Origin of the sequence: Salmonella sp. SA15303 (assembly GCF_029962125.1) — a bacterium.
Taxonomy (GTDB): Bacteria; Pseudomonadota; Gammaproteobacteria; order Enterobacterales; family Enterobacteriaceae; genus Salmonella; species Salmonella enterica.
Genome location: NZ_CP123924.1, coordinates 3120956 through 3137620, shown reverse-complemented (window position 1 = coordinate 3137620; position 16665 = coordinate 3120956). Strand labels below are relative to the sequence as shown.

18 protein-coding genes and 1 riboswitch are annotated in these 16665 nt (G+C 51.2%); of the genes, 13 read left to right on the top strand and 5 right to left on the bottom strand.

Annotated elements, in window-relative coordinates; genetic code table 11:
* The first annotated feature begins 390 nt into the window (after window positions 1-390).
* From uvrB to slrP, 3 genes are all read left to right on the top strand, one after another.
* Window positions 391-2412, top strand: coding sequence for an excinuclease ABC subunit UvrB (uvrB, locus tag QEN31_RS15465; protein ID WP_000042502.1), 2022 nt, complete (start codon window positions 391-393; stop codon window positions 2410-2412).
* 308 nt (window positions 2413-2720) lie between these two features.
* Window positions 2721-2894 carry a hypothetical protein gene (locus QEN31_RS15460; RefSeq protein WP_001616936.1) on the top strand — a complete coding sequence of 58 codons (174 nt, stop codon included), beginning with the start codon at window positions 2721-2723 and terminating at the stop codon, window positions 2892-2894.
* A gap of 7 nt (window positions 2895-2901) precedes the next feature.
* Complete coding sequence (gene slrP / locus QEN31_RS15455; RefSeq protein ID WP_000481998.1) at window positions 2902-5169, top strand: SPI-1 type III secretion system effector E3 ubiquitin transferase SlrP; 2268 nt, start codon at window positions 2902-2904, stop codon at window positions 5167-5169.
* 91 nt (window positions 5170-5260) lie between these two features.
* Here slrP and yvcK read toward each other — a convergent pair whose 3' ends face one another.
* Window positions 5261-6169: a uridine diphosphate-N-acetylglucosamine-binding protein YvcK gene (yvcK, locus tag QEN31_RS15450; RefSeq protein WP_001246037.1), complete on the bottom strand. Its 909-nt coding sequence runs from the start codon at window positions 6167-6169 to the stop codon at window positions 5261-5263.
* A 264-nt stretch (window positions 6170-6433) separates the two neighbouring features.
* Window positions 6434-6578: riboswitch (molybdenum cofactor riboswitch) on the top strand.
* Here yvcK and moaA point away from each other — a divergent pair.
* The 9 genes from moaA (at window position 6566) to QEN31_RS15405 (ending at window position 12075) form a co-directional block, all read left to right on the top strand.
* Window positions 6566-7555: a GTP 3',8-cyclase MoaA gene (moaA, locus tag QEN31_RS15445; protein WP_000168180.1), complete on the top strand. Its 990-nt coding sequence runs from the start codon at window positions 6566-6568 to the stop codon at window positions 7553-7555. It overlaps the preceding riboswitch by 13 nt.
* A 21-nt stretch (window positions 7556-7576) precedes the next feature.
* Entirely contained in the window at window positions 7577-8089 is a 513-nt protein-coding gene (gene moaB / locus QEN31_RS15440) for a molybdenum cofactor biosynthesis protein B (RefSeq protein ID WP_000084604.1), read from the top strand.
* Between the two features lie 2 nt (window positions 8090-8091).
* Window positions 8092-8577 carry a cyclic pyranopterin monophosphate synthase MoaC gene (moaC, locus tag QEN31_RS15435; protein WP_000080897.1) on the top strand — a complete coding sequence of 162 codons (486 nt, stop codon included), beginning with the start codon at window positions 8092-8094 and terminating at the stop codon, window positions 8575-8577.
* Complete coding sequence (moaD, locus tag QEN31_RS15430; protein ID WP_000598596.1) at window positions 8570-8815, top strand: molybdopterin synthase sulfur carrier subunit; 246 nt, start codon at window positions 8570-8572, stop codon at window positions 8813-8815. Before moaC ends, moaD begins: the two co-directional genes overlap by 8 nt.
* A gap of 1 nt (window position 8816) precedes the next feature.
* Window positions 8817-9269 (top strand): molybdopterin synthase catalytic subunit MoaE, encoded by a 453-nt coding sequence (moaE, locus tag QEN31_RS15425; protein WP_001209384.1) that lies wholly within the window; start codon window positions 8817-8819, stop codon window positions 9267-9269.
* Between the two features lie 47 nt (window positions 9270-9316).
* On the top strand, window positions 9317-10021 hold the full coding sequence (locus QEN31_RS15420) for a Bax inhibitor-1/YccA family protein (RefSeq protein WP_000373611.1): 705 nt from the start codon (window positions 9317-9319) through the stop codon (window positions 10019-10021).
* A 146-nt stretch (window positions 10022-10167) separates the two neighbouring features.
* Window positions 10168-10875 carry a Bax inhibitor-1 family protein gene (locus QEN31_RS15415; RefSeq protein ID WP_000529050.1) on the top strand — a complete coding sequence of 236 codons (708 nt, stop codon included), beginning with the start codon at window positions 10168-10170 and terminating at the stop codon, window positions 10873-10875.
* 23 nt (window positions 10876-10898) lie between these two features.
* Window positions 10899-11507 (top strand): hypothetical protein, encoded by a 609-nt coding sequence (locus QEN31_RS15410; protein ID WP_077905105.1) that lies wholly within the window; start codon window positions 10899-10901, stop codon window positions 11505-11507.
* 7 nt (window positions 11508-11514) lie between these two features.
* Window positions 11515-12075 (top strand): hypothetical protein, encoded by a 561-nt coding sequence (locus tag QEN31_RS15405; RefSeq protein ID WP_001052196.1) that lies wholly within the window; start codon window positions 11515-11517, stop codon window positions 12073-12075.
* A 2-nt stretch (window positions 12076-12077) separates the two neighbouring features.
* On the opposite strand, the gene QEN31_RS15400 is transcribed toward QEN31_RS15405, so the two are convergent.
* From QEN31_RS15400 to QEN31_RS15390, 3 genes are read right to left on the bottom strand one after another with little or no spacing between them, the layout of a single operon-like run.
* Entirely contained in the window at window positions 12078-13040 is a 963-nt protein-coding gene (locus tag QEN31_RS15400) for a lysylphosphatidylglycerol synthase transmembrane domain-containing protein (protein ID WP_001129817.1), read from the bottom strand.
* Complete coding sequence (gene clsB / locus QEN31_RS15395; RefSeq protein ID WP_064239889.1) at window positions 13040-14281, bottom strand: cardiolipin synthase ClsB; 1242 nt, start codon at window positions 14279-14281, stop codon at window positions 13040-13042. Before clsB ends, QEN31_RS15400 begins: the two co-directional genes overlap by 1 nt.
* Window positions 14278-15036 (bottom strand): endonuclease/exonuclease/phosphatase family protein, encoded by a 759-nt coding sequence (locus tag QEN31_RS15390; RefSeq protein WP_020839465.1) that lies wholly within the window; start codon window positions 15034-15036, stop codon window positions 14278-14280. Before QEN31_RS15390 ends, clsB begins: the two co-directional genes overlap by 4 nt.
* 132 nt (window positions 15037-15168) lie before the next feature.
* On the opposite strand from QEN31_RS15390, the gene QEN31_RS15385 reads away from it, so the two are divergent.
* The gene (locus QEN31_RS15385) at window positions 15169-15579 is read left to right on the top strand and encodes a YbhQ family protein (protein WP_000871970.1); all 411 of its coding nucleotides are present in this window, start codon (window positions 15169-15171) and stop codon (window positions 15577-15579) included.
* Here the strand turns inward: QEN31_RS15385 and QEN31_RS15380 are convergent.
* Window positions 15541-16647, bottom strand: coding sequence for an ABC transporter permease (locus QEN31_RS15380; protein WP_000469050.1), 1107 nt, complete (start codon window positions 16645-16647; stop codon window positions 15541-15543). The genes QEN31_RS15385 and QEN31_RS15380 overlap by 39 nt on opposite strands.
* Between the last annotated feature and the right edge of the window lie 18 nt (window positions 16648-16665).

The following is a 16665-nucleotide window of genomic DNA, read 5'->3' as shown; positions in this document are numbered from 1 at the left end:
GTATTAGAGTTAGAAAACACAACGTAAGCGAGAGGCGACGCGGCCTGCGACTAAATTGGCGCGAAAGACGGCTTGAGAAAATATCCCTTTTCAGACAGCAAGTTATATAAAATCAATGGTTGTAAAGGAAGGGGGATACGTTGACATAAAACTTTCATCATCCGACTTGACAAATGTTAAAAAAGACTCTGGTCTGGGGATAACCAGCACACTGCTGGAATTTTACCCCGCGACTGTCTATGTTTTACCTCTAAATAGCGTGGGGTATCTGCCGATAGCCATTATACACTGGAGTGTTACTGTTTTTTCATCCAGTATTTTTTATTGGCAATATTCACCGTCGAGAGTAAAATTACACCCCTGCCCGCTCACTCCTTCAGGTAGCCGCTCATGAGTAAACCGTTCAAACTGAATTCCGCTTTTAAACCTTCTGGCGATCAGCCGGACGCTATACGTCGTCTGGAAGAGGGGCTGGAGGACGGGCTGGCGCATCAGACGTTATTGGGCGTGACCGGCTCCGGGAAGACATTCACCATTGCCAACGTCATTGCGGACTTGCAGCGGCCAACGATGGTGCTTGCGCCCAATAAAACCCTGGCGGCGCAGCTCTACGGCGAAATGAAAGAGTTTTTCCCGGAAAACGCGGTCGAGTATTTCGTCTCCTACTATGACTACTATCAGCCGGAAGCGTATGTGCCAAGCTCGGATACGTTTATCGAAAAAGACGCTTCGGTAAACGAACATATTGAGCAAATGCGGTTGTCGGCAACGAAAGCGTTGCTTGAGCGACGCGATGTCGTGGTGGTGGCTTCCGTGTCCGCGATTTACGGTCTGGGCGATCCGGATCTCTACCTGAAAATGATGCTGCATCTGACGGTGGGAATGCTGATTGACCAGCGCGCGATTTTGCGTCGGCTGGCGGAATTGCAATACACCCGTAACGATCAAGCTTTTCAGCGTGGTACCTTTCGCGTGCGCGGCGAAGTGATCGACATCTTCCCGGCTGAATCTGACGACATCGCGCTACGCGTTGAGCTGTTTGATGAAGAAGTGGAACGCCTGTCGCTGTTCGACCCGTTAACCGGGCAGGTAGAGTCAACGGTGCCACGTTATACTATCTATCCCAAAACGCACTACGTAACGCCGCGCGAGCGTATTCTGCAGGCGATGGAAGAGATAAAAGATGAGCTGGCGGACAGGCGTAAGGTCTTGCTGGCGAATAATAAGCTGCTCGAAGAGCAGCGATTAAGCCAGCGCACGCAGTTCGATTTAGAGATGATGAACGAGCTGGGCTACTGCTCAGGCATTGAAAACTATTCCCGCTTTCTGTCGGGCCGCGGGCCGGGCGAACCGCCGCCAACCTTGTTCGATTATCTGCCCGCCGACGGACTGCTGGTGGTTGATGAGTCTCATGTCACCATCCCGCAGATAGGTGGCATGTACCGCGGCGACCGGGCGCGCAAAGAGACGCTGGTCGAGTATGGCTTCCGTCTGCCTTCGGCGCTGGATAACCGTCCGCTGAAGTTTGAGGAGTTTGAAGCCTTAGCGCCGCAAACTATCTATGTTTCCGCCACGCCCGGCAACTATGAGCTGGAAAAATCTGGTGATGAGGTGGTGGATCAGGTCGTGCGACCGACCGGGCTGCTGGACCCGATTATTGAAGTGCGTCCGGTGGCGACCCAGGTGGACGATCTGCTGTCCGAAATTCGTCAGCGTGCGGCCATTAATGAGCGTGTCCTTGTCACTACGCTTACCAAACGGATGGCGGAAGATTTGACCGAATATCTGGAAGAGCACGGCGAGCGCGTGCGTTACCTGCACTCAGATATTGATACCGTGGAGCGCATGGAAATCATCCGCGATTTGCGTCTGGGCGAGTTTGACGTTCTGGTGGGGATTAACCTGCTGCGCGAAGGGCTGGATATGCCGGAAGTCTCGCTGGTGGCGATTCTGGACGCCGATAAAGAGGGCTTCCTGCGCTCCGAGCGCTCCCTGATTCAGACCATAGGGCGCGCGGCGCGTAACGTTAACGGTAAAGCGATTCTGTATGGCGATAAAATCACGCCGTCGATGGCGAAGGCGATTGGCGAAACCGAGCGACGTCGCGAGAAGCAGCAGAAGTACAACGAAGAGCACGGTATCACTCCGCAGGGGCTGAACAAAAAAGTGGTCGACATCCTGGCGCTGGGGCAGAACATTGCGAAAACCAAAGCGAAGGGGAAAGGCAAGGGCCGTTCTACGGCAAAAGCCGGAATTGTCGAACTGGATATGACGCCGAAAGCGTTGCAGCAGAAAATTCATGAACTGGAAGGGCAAATGATGCAGCACGCGCAAAATCTGGAGTTTGAAGAAGCCGCGCAAATTCGCGACCAGTTGCACCAGTTACGCGAGTTGTTTATCGCGGCGTCCTGACAATGTGTCGATCGCCAGCGAGTCATCGTTACCATGGCTCGCTTTTGAGAATTTCAGTGCAATAGTAAGGGCTAAGTCAGTCAGGAATGAAAAACAGTGACAGGCTTTGACTAACGGGATTGTCGAAAAACTCAAAACATCAATGGGGTAGCTAGTTTAATCACAACTGAAGAAAATTAGCGTTGAGGCTGAACCCAACGCTAATTTTCCCTCTCTCCTCGGCTATGAAAAAAAACGCCCCGTATTATCGGTATAGCTATCCTTATGATCGTCATTTTAATCTTATATGAGTTCGTTGAAAGCGTGTCATGGCAACAGATTACATCATTCTACTTAAAAAAGAGGTGATGGAAGCGCGAGCATCTATAAGTCAAGCGCTGCAAATACTGAATGATTTGTCCGAAATAATGACGACTGTGACCTCTTATTTAAAGTTGAGAATATCCTTATCTGTTACTTTAGGTTACGTTCAGATCAGGTAGGGAAAATATGTTTAATATTACTAATATACAATCTACGGCAAGGCATCAAAGTATTAGCAATGAGGCCTCAACAGAGGTGCCTTTAAAAGAAGAGATATGGAATAAAATAAGTGCCTTTTTCTCTTCAGAACATCAGGTTGAAGCACAAAACTGCATCGCTTATCTTTGTCATCCACCTGAAACCGCCTCGCCAGAAGAGATCAAAAGCAAGTTTGAATGTTTAAGGATGTTAGCTTTCCCGGCGTATGCGGATAATATTCAGTATAGTAGAGGAGGGGCAGACCAATACTGTATTTTGAGTGAAAATAGTCAGGAAATTCTGTCTATAGTTTTTAATACAGAGGGCTATACCGTTGAGGGAGGGGGAAAGTCAGTCACCTATACCCGTGTGACAGAAAGCGAGCAGGCGAGTAGCGCTTCCGGCTCCAAAGATGCTGTGAATTATGAGTTAATCTGGTCTGAGTGGGTAAAAGAGGCGCCAGCGAAAGAGGCAGCAAATCGTGAAGAAGCCGTACAACGGATGCGTGACTGCCTGAAAAATAATAAGACGGAACTTCGTCTGAAAATATTAGGACTTACCACTATACCTGCCTATATTCCTGAGCAGATAACTACTCTGATACTCGATAACAATGAACTGAAAAGTTTGCCGGAAAATTTACAGGGAAATATAAAGACCCTGTATGCCAACAGTAATCAGCTAACCAGTATCCCTGCCACGTTACCGGATACCATACAGGAAATGGAGCTGAGCATTAACCGTATTACTGAATTGCCGGAACGTTTGCCTTCAGCGCTTCAATCGCTGGATCTTTTCCATAATAAAATTAGTTGCTTACCTGAAAATCTACCTGAGGAACTTCGGTACCTGAGCGTTTATGATAACAGCATAAGGACACTGCCAGCACATCTTCCGTCAGGGATTACCCATTTGAATGTGCAGAGTAATTCGTTAACCGCTTTGCCTGAAACATTGCCGCCGGGCCTGAAGACTCTGGAGGCCGGCGAAAATGCCTTAACCAGTCTGCCCGCATCGTTACCACCAGAATTACAGGTCCTGGATGTAAGTAAAAATCAGATTACGGTTCTGCCTGAAACACTACCTCCCACGATAACAACGCTGGATGTTTCCCGTAACGCATTGACTAATCTACCGGAAAACTTCCCGGCGGCATTACAAATAATGCAGGCCTCTCGCAATAACCTGGTCCGTCTCCCGGAGTCGTTACCCCATTTTCGTGGTGAAGGACCTCAACCTACAAGAATAATCGTAGAATATAATCCTTTTTCAGAACGAACAATACAGAATATGCAGCGGCTAATGTCCTCTGTAGATTATCAGGGACCCCGGGTATTGTTTGCCATGGGCGACTTTTCAATTGTTCGGGTAACTCGACCACTGCATCAAGCTGTCCAGGGGTGGCTAACCAATCTCGAGGAGGAAGACGTCAACCAATGGCGGGCGTTTGAGGCAGAGGCAAACGCGGCGGCTTTCAGCGGATTCCTGGACTATCTTGGTGATACGCAGAATACCCGACACCCGGATTTTAAGGAACAAGTCTCCGCCTGGCTAATGCGCCTGGCTGATGATAGCGCACTAAGAGAAACCGCATTTATTATAGCGATGGATGCAACGATAAGCTGTGAAGATCGGGTCACACTGACATACCACCAAATGCAGGAAGCGACGTTGGTTCATGATGCTGAAAGAGGCGCCTTTGATAGCCACTTAGCGGAACTGATTATGGCGGGGCGTGAAATCTTTCGGCTGGAGCAAATAGAATCGCTCGCCAGAGAAAAGGTAAAACGGCTGTTTTTTATTGACGAAATCGAAGTATATCTGGGTTTTCAGAATCAGTTACGAGAGTCGCTGTCGCTGACAACAATGACCCAGGATATGCGATTTTATAACGTTTCTGGTATCACTGAGTCTGACCTGGACGAGGCGGAAATAAGGATAAAAATTGCTGAAAATAGGGATTTTCACAAATGGTTTGCGCTGTGGGGGCCGTGGCATAAAGTGCTGGAGCGTATAGCGCCAGAAGAGTGGCGTGAAATGATGGCCAAAAGGGCTGAGTGTATTGAAACGGATGAGTATCAGAGCCGGGTCAATGCTGAACTGGAAGCGTTAGGAATAGCAGGTGATCCTGACGCAGAGCGCATGGCTGGAATGCGGATAATGGAAGAGATCAATCAGACCCTCTTTACTGAGATCATGGAGAATATATTGCTGAAAAAAGAGGTGAGCTCGCTCATGAGCGCCTACTGGCGATAGCTGAACGCAGTTTATCAGAAGAGGGAGAGAGCCTGTTTACCCTTCGGTGTAAACAGGCTTCTGATAAGCGCAGCGTCGTCGGTAAACGGGCTTAACCCAACGCCTGTAGCGCTTTTTCCAGCGCATTATGTAATAACTGACGATCGTGGCGATAGGGGATATCGCTGGCCTCCAGCACTTCCTGAATCACCAGCCGATCGTTCACCGCACTGACGTCAACTTGCGGTCCAACCACCACCGCGTCAATAACCTTTTTGCCAATATATTGCTCCATCATTGCCAGCTTATCGACCAGCGTTAAACTGGCGGCGGGCAGACTCAGTTCGCGACCCAGATTGCCGATATACACCATTGGCGCTGGGGTGCGCCGCAGCGCCTGCGCCAGTTCATCCAGCAACAGGCAAGGCATCAGGCTGGTATAAAAACTGCCAGGGCCAATCAGAATCAGATCCGCGTCATTAATGGCCTGTACCGCTTCCCGCGTCGCCGGAACGTTTGGCGTTAACATGATCTCCTGCGGCGGCGTCGCTAACTGATCGATATTCACCTCGCCATAAATCTCATGCCCCTGTTCGTCAATCGCCATCAGATCTACCGGTAGCTCCGACATCGGGATCAGCTGCGCGTCCACTTTAAGCAGATTACGAATTAAATTAATCGCTTCCAGAGGCCGCACGCTCAGGTGATCTAACGCCTTTAACATCAAATTTCCGAGGTTATGACCAGAAAGTTCGCCATTACCGCCAAAACGATACTCAAACATAGCGGACGCGACGCTAGGTTCGGTAATTAACTGATTCAGACAGTTGCGCATATCGCCCCAGGCGATCCCGCCTTCCGAGCGGCGAATACGGCCAGTTGACCCCCCGTTATCTGTGGTAGTCACAATGCCGGTCAGGCGCGAACCTAATGAAGAAAGCGAGGAGAGGACGCGTCCTAATCCATGCCCTCCGCCGAGGGCAACGACACGATCAAGGTCAGCCAGCGTACGATTGCGCATAAAAATTCCTGAAGTCAAATAAGCAGCGCTACAGTAGCGCAAGTCGCGGGTTTTCAGCAATTAGCCGACCGGCTAAAAGACAATTAATTATTCCCGACTACCCCTTTATAGCGAGGGCGTTACCACGGCTAAATGATATATATCAATGTAAAAGTGTGATTTTCACGTATTCTGTCGCTAAATAGCACGATCATATCGCTATGTATATGTTTATATAGCGAAAGCGTGATGGCGAAATTGTCATTTACACGCTAGTATCGGCGTAACCACAGTAAACACTCTAGCCTCTGCACCTGGGTCATTTTTGATACGGTGCTTTGGCCGTGACAACGTTTAACGTTTGCCACCAGGGCGCAGGAAGAAATGACTCCGCCTCCCGTATTTGGAAAGGTGTACATGGCTTCACAACTTACCGATGCTTTCGCGCGTAAGTTTTACTACTTGCGTTTGTCGATTACCGATGTGTGTAACTTTCGTTGCACCTACTGCCTGCCGGATGGCTACAAACCTGGCGGCGTCACTAACAACGGTTTCCTTACCGTCGATGAAATTCGTCGCGTTACGCGCGCTTTTGCCAGTCTTGGCACGGAGAAGGTGCGTCTTACCGGCGGCGAGCCTTCATTACGCCGCGATTTTACCGACATCATTGCCGCCGTGGGTGAAAATGATGCTATTCGCCAGATTGCGGTGACCACTAACGGTTATCGACTGGCGCGCGATGCCGCGAACTGGCGCGAAGCGGGGCTGACGGGCGTCAATGTTAGCGTGGATAGCCTGGATGCGCGTCAGTTCCATGCGATTACCGGTCAGGACAAATTCCGCCAGGTGATGGCGGGCATCGATGCCGCCTTTGACGCCGGTTTCGAAAAGGTGAAAGTCAACACCGTGCTGATGCGCGACGTGAATCACCATCAGTTGGATACCTTCCTTGCCTGGATTCAGCCTCGCCCCATTCAGCTACGCTTCATTGAACTTATGGAGACGGGCGAGGGGAGCGATCTCTTCCGCAAACATCATATTTCGGGTCAGGTATTACGCGACGAGCTGATTAAGCGCGGTTGGATCCACCAGCTCCGCCAGCGCAGCGATGGCCCGGCGCAGGTTTTTTGTCATCCCGATTACGCCGGTGAGATCGGCCTCATTATGCCGTATGAAAAAGATTTCTGCGCCACCTGTAACCGCCTGCGTGTTTCGTCCGTCGGTAAGCTGCATTTATGTCTGTTTGGCGACGGCGGCGTGAGTTTACGCGACCTGTTACAGGATGACGCGCAGCAATACGCGCTTGAGGAACGTATTTCCGACGCGTTGCGGGAGAAAAAGCAGACCCATTTCCTTCACCAGAGCAATACTGGTATTACGCAAAATTTATCTTACATTGGCGGTTAATCCTTAATAAGGAGATTTCAGATGAGTCAGGTCAGCGCTGAATTTATCCCGACCCGCATCGCTATTCTTACTGTTTCCAGCCGACGCGGCGAAGAAGACGACACCTCCGGTCATTATCTGCGTGATTCGGCGCAGGAGGCCGGGCATGAAGTGGTGGCGAAAGCCATCGTTAAAGAGAACCGTTACGCGATTCGCGCCCAGGTTTCCGCCTGGATCGCCAGTGATGAGGTGCAGGTCGTATTGATAACTGGTGGGACCGGTTTGACCGAAGGCGATCAGGCGCCGGAAGCGCTGTTGCCGCTGTTCGATCGTGAAGTGGAAGGATTTGGCGAAGTGTTTCGCATGCTCTCGTTTGAAGAGATCGGCACCGCAACTCTGCAGTCGCGCGCGGTAGCTGGCGTGGCGAATAACACCTTGATTTTCGCCATGCCGGGCTCCACAAAAGCGTGCAGAACCGCATGGGAGAATATCATTGCGCCGCAGCTGGATGCCCGTACACGCCCATGTAATTTTCACCCTCATTTAAAGAAATAACGATGTCGCAATTAACCCATATAAACGCCGCAGGCGAAGCGCACATGGTGGACGTTTCCGCTAAAGCGGAAACCGTTCGTGAAGCGCGGGCGGAAGCATTCGTTACCATGCGTAGTGAAACGCTGGCGATGATTGTTGATGGCAAACACCACAAGGGCGATGTTTTCGCCACCGCCCGAATTGCCGGTATTCAGGCCGCCAAACGCACCTGGGAGCTGATCCCGCTGTGCCACCCGCTACTGCTAAGTAAAGTGGAGATTCAGCTTCAGGCCGAGCCGGAGTATAACCGCGTGCGTATTGAGTCTCTGTGCCGTCTGACCGGTAAAACCGGCGTCGAAATGGAAGCGTTAACCGCGGCGTCCGTCGCGGCGTTAACCATCTACGACATGTGCAAAGCGGTACAAAAAGATATGGTAATTGGTCCGGTGCGCCTGCTGGCGAAAAGCGGCGGCAAATCGGGGGATTTTAAGGTGGATGCGCATGATTAAGGTGCTTTTCTTCGCCCAGGTTCGCGAGCTTACAGGAACTGATGCGCTGGATCTTCCAGCAGATTTTTCCACCGTTGAGTCGCTGCGACAGCATCTGGCGACAAAGAGCGATCGTTGGGCGCTGGCGCTGGAAGACGGTAAGCTGTTGGCGGCGGTCAACCAGACGCTGGTAAGTTTTGACCATCCGCTGACGGCGGGCGATGAAGTGGCGTTTTTCCCGCCAGTCACGGGGGGCTAACATGCGTGAAACGCGAATTGTAGTCGGCCCTGCGCCGTTTAGCGTCGGGGAGGAATATTCCTGGCTGGCGGCGCGCGACGAAGACGGCGCGGTCGTCACCTTTACCGGAAAAGTGCGCAATCATAACCTGGGCGATAGCGTTAAAGCGCTGACGCTGGAGCATTATCCCGGCATGACTGAGAAAGCTCTGGCGGAGATCGTCGCGAAGGCGCGTTCCCGCTGGCCGCTGGGGCGGGTCACGGTGATTCATCGCGTTGGCGAATTATGGCCGGGCGATGAGATTGTGTTTGTCGGCGTCACCAGCGCGCACCGCAGTAGCGCGTTCGACGCCGGCCAGTTCATTATGGATTATCTGAAAACCCGTGCGCCGTTCTGGAAGCGTGAAGCCACGCCGGAAGGCGATCGCTGGGTCGAAGCGCGCGACAGCGACCAGCAGTTGGCGAAACGTTGGTAGCAGAATGTGATACGCTTTAGGATATCATTTCCACACAGGAGTTCATCATGGACAGATTTCCACGATCTGATTCAATAGTGCAGGCGCGGTCCGGCCTGCAGACCTATATGGCGCAAGTGTATGGCTGGATGACGGTCGGACTGTTACTGACCGCGTTTATCGCGTGGTATGCGGCTAATACGCCAGCCGTCATGATGTTTGTCTTTTCCAGTAAGATCACCTTCTTTGGCTTAATTATTGCCCAGCTTGCGCTGGTGTTTGTTCTGTCGGGACTGGTGCATAAACTTAGCGCCGGAATGGCGACGACGCTGTTTATGCTCTATTCGGCGCTAACCGGATTGACGTTATCCAGTATTTTTATCGTTTACACCTACTCCTCTATCGCCAGCACGTTTGTGGTGACGGGGGGAATGTTTGGCGCCATGAGCCTGTACGGGTACACCACTAAACGCGATCTTAGCGGTTTCGGCAATATGCTGTTTATGGCGCTTATTGGTATCGTTCTGGCGTCGCTGGTCAATTTCTGGCTGAAGAGTGAAGCGCTGATGTGGGCGGTAACCTATATCGGGGTGGTGGTGTTTGTCGGTCTGACCGCCTATGACACGCAGAAACTGAAAAATATCGGCGAGCAAATAGATACCCGCGATAGCGCTAATCTGCGTAAATATTCGATTCTCGGCGCGTTAACGCTGTACCTGGACTTTATCAACCTGTTCCTGATGTTACTGCGTATTTTTGGTAATCGCCGCTAATTATAGCGATCTCTTAAAATCCTGGCCCTGCGCCAGGATTTTTTTTAGGACTTTATTTAGGGCGAAACAGCATAAACATCTTAGAAATATTTTCCTGCGCTTGCCATTCTTATCACCGTGATCATGAGAAGAGTGATAAATGACAAGTGGGACCTCTGGCTGCAATACGTATACGGCAAATAGCATTTATTCCCGCGACAATGTTATCCCTTACCTATTGGTATACTGCGCTGGGACTATGGTGTACCGCCGGCATTATATGGCTAACGTTGTATACTCATTTTTTTATAACCCACGTTCATCCTGTTGTTGTTTTGTGGGTATCAGCACTTTTGCTTGGCCTGGGGTATGGGGCCGTTACCCGTCTTTCCCGCTTTGGCACTGTTGCCGTAACGTTGATATATATTGCCATCATTACGCTTACCGGCGTGTCATTAGCTTACCTTTTCTCAGGTGGCGCGACTATTTTCGTGATTGTTGGAATCATGTTTAGTCTTAATGCCTTATTTATTTTCTACCTGAATATCAGTTCTGGTCTATTCAGGCCGTTAATTTTTATGGCGGTAAGCGGGATCATCGCTGCGATAGTTGTCAATAGCCTGGTGGCCAGTAGCACTCTGGTCTGGATAGTCAGTGTGCTGACGGTATTGGTATGGACATTGATTACAGCACTAGAAAAATCGACACTTCATGGTTATGCCCGCATATTATACCACAGCGAGTTTTCATCCCTGCCTCGTTGCGCTTTATTTGGCGCGCTGACGCTTTACCTTGGCATTATTAATGCTGTGGTTACGCTGTGTCGTTATATCATTTTGATGATTCTGGAAATACTATTATCTTTCAGGCCGTAGGCGTTGCAGGTTTTTTATTCAGGTTGGTGATGATGGGTATAATGAGTAAATTATGTGGCAAACAATTTTGGTTAGCGTTTTGTGAAGCTAAAGACGTCACTCGCGCCATTAAAAATGGCGGCGAGGATTTTAATAAGAAATGCCCGCCAGCGCTGATTTCTCATTTCATTACCGGATTGTCATGGGAACATTCATTACCCAATCCTGCGCCTGTTTGCGCGTTTAGTTTTATGCTTCTTGTGGGAGGTGTGTGTAGTGCGCATTTTGCTTTCGATAAGTTTATCCTGTATTGGCCGCTAAATATAATCATTTATTTTGGCAGTGCTATAGGTATGATGCTATGTGTTATGGCTGAGGTATGGCTTATTGCCAAGGGTTTTATCCTGGGGTTGCGCCTCTGCGTTTTACTGTTTTTATTAAATATTATGCTCTGCGGTACTGGATTATTTGACGTGTTGTGCCATCAAAATAGCGAACTAAAGAGTGATCTTGTTATCGCGATTATTATGGTTGTGCTTTGCCGCTGGGTGATGAATGGCGAAACGTTTACGATGATGATTCGTTTCTGCCTGGGGCGTCGATTAGTGCGAGTCGCATTACAAAAATATCTCACCTCACAGACAAGGAAATGATAAGCCCATGAACCTGATGACGTGGCTAACAGGAAAAACACTGGCGGAGCTGGTGAAAAAAGGGCAGTTGATCCCGCCAGAAATTAAGTTACCTGTGTATCCGGCCAGCCACTACAAAAAAAACTGGTATGAACAAGGTATTCCTCACGGAGGTGTTATTGGGCTTACGGCGATCATGATGACGATGACATGGATCGTCAGTATAAACATGGTTATTGCGCAGTTTGAGCTGCACAATAAAAAGCATCTGGAGCTGGTCTTCTTCCTGGCCGTGGGCTATATCGCTTTTCTTACCCCGTCAAATCAGCTCCTGCTTAAAGGAAGAATGAGCGGGGTCATTATTTACCGCTATGCGTTATTGCTGGCCATTATTTCCGTTACGTTGGCAACGTTCTGTACCCTGTCATCAGTATTCATGGGCGAGTTTCACGAAGTGCTCCTGCTGCTGTTTAGCTGGTCATTGCTGCTTTTTTCCCGCTTACAGATGAATACGTCTTTTTTCTCAGCATATGTTTATTTTTACCGGATAAAACGCGTTGTGCTGGAAAGCGAAAACGCGTCTGCTTAAATTTATTTCGCCATCGCCCGCTCGTTTTTCGCCCGCAGCTTCTTCGCCCGGCTCTCCAGGATCAGATAGCACACCAGCGCCAGCAACAGGGGAATAAAATAGTAAAGCACGCGGTATGCGAGCAGGGCGGCGATAATCGTGCCTTGCGACGTATGTTCGCCCGCCAGCAACGCAAGGAATACGGCCTCCAGCACGCCGATGCCTGCCGGAATATGCACGATGACGCCCGCGATACTGCTCACCAGCAGTACGCCCAGCACAAAGAAATAGTTCACATCCTGACCCATCAGCAGCCAGATGATGGCGCCCATCGCCATCCAGTTCGCGCTGGAGATCGCCATCTGCGCCAGCGCGAATTTCCATGACGGCAGCACCAGTTTCTGTCCTTTAATCGTCATATGCCGCCGCTTCGCAAAGGCGCAAAACCACAGATAGACCGCGATAATCAACAATAAAACGATACCGAGAATACGTAGCGTGCCTTCATCGATATACCAGTGGTCGGGAAGCTGGACAATGCCGAAGGTAAAAATGATGCCGCCAAGCAGAATATAGCCCAGCCAGTTAGTGGTAATGCTGAGTGAGAAAATACGCGTGATAGTACTGCCGGGCAACCCGAGGCGAGAGTACAGTCGGTAACGCATCCCGATCCCGCCGACCCAGGTGCTGAGCGTCAGGTTAAAGGCATAGCAGACGAACGATACCAACATCACCTGTCGCTTCGCCAGCTTATGGCCGCAATAAAGCCGTCCAAGCAGGTCGTAGCAGCCGTACAGAAGATAGCTAACGATCACCAGTCCTACAGCGCTTAAAAGCGCCGTGCGGTTATAGTCACGGATGACGGTCCAGACATCGCCCCAGTCGACCTTTTTAGCATAAACCACCAGCAGAACGACGACCGCAATAAAAAACAGCCAGGTCAGCACTTTTTTAGCCAGCCGCCAGCGCGGATGCGATTTAGCCATTAGGGCTTCACTCCTGTATTTTCTGGATCAACGCGATCCTGGGTTTCCATTTCTGGCTGGGCAGGCGGGGGAACCTGCGCCAGATGCGGGGTATGCGCCGGTAGCCAGCCGACCAGCGCCGGGAAATGGCGTAAAAAGTGGAACGCCAGCACGCTTTTGGTCAGGTTCCACCAGGTGCGTTTCGGCAGCATAGACTCATCGACCTGCTTACAATCGTTCACGATGATGCCTTGTAAGTTATCGCGCAGGGTCTGGTTAAAAGTACGATCGTGAATGATCAGGTTAGCTTCAAGGTTAAGCGACAGGCTGAGCGGATCGAGATTACTCGACCCTACCGTGGCCCAGTGATCGTCCATCAGCGCCACTTTGCCATGCAGCGGACGTCGTCGGTATTCATAAACCTGCACACCGCCCTTCACCAGATAGTTATAGAGCAACCGCGCGCCGACTTTGACTATCGGCATGTCTGGTTCCCCCTGGACAATCAGTTTTACGCTCACGCCACGGCGGGCGGCTTTACGCATTGCGTGGAGCAAGCGATAGCCGGGGAAAAAATAGGCGTTAGCGATAATCACCTCACGCTTTGCCTGGGTCAGCATTTTCAGATAATGACGTTCGATATCGTCGCGGTGCTCTTCGTTATCTCGCCAGACAAACAGCGCCTGCGCTTCGCCGGGGTGACGGTTTTCTTCTGCCTGGTGATGGTGCTTCCACCAGCGGCGCGCGGGGCTTTGCCCCGGCAGATTCTCGACTTCGAATTGCAGGATATCGGCCACAACAGGCCCTTCGACCCGTACCGCGTAGTCTTGTTTCGCCTGCGGGCCGTAATCCGACATATGTTCGGCGGAGTAGTTAATGCCGCCGACAAAGGCAATACGATCATCAATCACCACAATTTTGCGGTGCATTCGGCGGAAGATATTGGTTCGCAACCCCAGTAGACGCGGGCGGGGGTCGTAATAGCGAAAAATCACGCCCGCCGAGGTTAATTCGCCGACAAACGCGTCGCTGAGATCGGGAGAGCCGTATCCGTCGAGTAATACTTCGGCTTTTACGCCGCGCTGTGCGGCTTTTAGCAGAGCGGCATGGAGTTTTTTACCCACCTCATCTTCAAACAAGATAAAGGTTTCCAGAATGATTTTTTGCTGTGCCTGAGCGATAGCCTCAAACACGGCAGGATAGAACTGGTCGCCGTTTTCCAGTAGCTGAATTTGATTACCTTCACGCCAGCCGCATTTCATAGATGGATCTCCGCGCTAAGGGGGGCATGGTCTGATAAATGTCGCCAGTTCCGCAGCGGTAGCGCCCCAGGAGAACTGGCGTTCGCATTCTTGACGTAAATACGATCGAGTCGCAGCAGCGGCATACTCACCGGGAATGTGCGCGCCGGTCGGCCATGGGCACGGGTGAATATCTCCTCCAACCCGGCCGCGTTTAACGGCGGGCCGGCCTTTTGCCGCCAGTCATTAAAGTCTCCGGCCACCAGCACCGGTTCTGATTCCGGCAAGGCATTCACCCATCCCGCCAGCATGGTTAGCTGTGCCTGGCGGTGACTCTCCCGCAGGCCGAGATGTACGCACATGACGTGGATAGGGCGGTTGAGCATGGGCGGCGTAATGCGGCAATAGAGCACGCCGCGTTTTTCGCTACCGCCGACCGAGACGTCGCGATTTTCATAATGTTCAATGGGATAGCGAGAAAGAACCGCGTTACCGTGGTGGCCTTCCGGATAGACCGCATTGCGGCCATAGGCGAAATCGCTCCACATGGTGTCGGCCAAAAATTCATAGTGGGTAGTGTCCGGCCAGTTTTCGATATGCAGCGGATGTACTTCATGCGCGCCCATCACTTCTTGCAGACAGACGATATCGGCGCCGACCGTTCTGACGGCGTCGCGCAGCTCCGGCAGGATGAAGCGTTTATTAAAGGCGGTAAAACCTTTGTGCGTATTAATTGTGAGCACTTTGAATGAAAAATTTCGCGTGTGTTGAGTCATTTTCTTCCTGTCCGCGTCACTATCCTGATTGAAATAGTGTAGTCGTCGTCACAAAAAGATGCGGTCTTACGGAATTTTCCGTAAAGTTCGGTACTCTGAATAATGAGAGAAAAATGCTTCAGGAGAAAAGCCATGAAGTGGCAACAACGCGTTCGTGTCGCAACCGGCCTCGGTTGTTGGCAGATTATGTTGCATTTACTGGTAGTGGCGATGCTGGTAATAGGCTGGATGAGCGGCACATTAGTGCGCGTCGGCCTGGGATTATGCGTGCTTTATGGCGTGACGGTACTGCTGATGCTGGCGTTGCAGCGCCATCATGAGCAACGCTGGCGCGATGTGGCGGATGTGCTGGAAGAGCTGACTACCACCTGGTACTTCGGCACCGCGCTGATTGTCCTCTGGCTGCTATCCCGCGTATTGCAAAACAATGTCTTACTGGCGCTGGCGGGGCTGGCTATCCTGGCCGGGCCCGCCGTGGTCTCGCTACTGGCGAAAGATAAAAAGCTACATCACTTTGCGTCTAAACATCGCATACGCCGCTGAACCCGTGGTGGCCGCTATCACCAATAGCGGCCACAAACTTCCCCAGACAATCCCCAGACTCGCGTCCTTAAGATAAATTTGCTTGGTAATATCAGTAAAGTGGCGGATAGGGTTTATCCACGTCAGGTTTTGCAGCCAGACCGGCATGTTTTCCACCGGCGAGACATAACCCGAGAGCAGAATCGCCGGCATCATAAAGACAAAGACGCCGATAAACGCCTGCTGTTGCGTGGCGCAAAGCGATGATATCAGCAAGCCAAAGCCTACCAGCGACAGCCCGTAAATCACCATCGTGAAATAAAACAGCGCTAACGAACCGGCGAAGGGAATTTGGTATGCCCAAATGCCGATAGCCAGCACGATCGTGGCCTGGAAGGTCGCGACAATCAGCGCCGGCACCGCTTTACCAACGAAAATCTGCCAGGTGGTGAGCGGAGAGACCAGCAGCTGATCCAGAGTGCCTTGTTCACGCTCGCGGGCGACGGACAGCGAAGTGACGATCATCACGCCAATAGTGGTGATCATGGCGATCAGCGAGGGCACTACAAACCACTTGTAGTCCAGATTCGGGTTATACCAGTTGCGTACCACCAGTTCGCTATTGTTGGGCTTTGGCTTGCCGTCCATCAGTGTCTGCTGATACTCCTTGACGATCTGTTGCAGATAATTGGCGGCAATTTGCGCGCTGTTGGAGTTACGTCCATCAAGAATGAGTTGCATCGGCGCAGGCTGGAAGGTATCCAGATTCCGCGAGAAATCCGCCGGGAAGCGTACCAGCAGCAGCGCTTTTTGCGTATCGATAGTCGGCTGGATCTCCTGCGGACTGTTCAGCAATAGCACATGGGTAAACGCTTTCGCGCGGGCAAAGCGCTGGGTAAGTTCTACCGAATGTTTGCCGTTATCTTCGTTATAGATGGCGATAGTCGCGTTAGTGACTTCAAGCGTCGCGGCGAACGGAAACAGGATGACCTGAATCAGCACCGGCAGAATCAGGATCGCGCGCGTTTGCGGTTCGCGTAAAAGCGATTGCAGTTCTTTGCGAATTAACGTCCATAAACGATGAAACATGCCCGTCCTCTCAGTCCA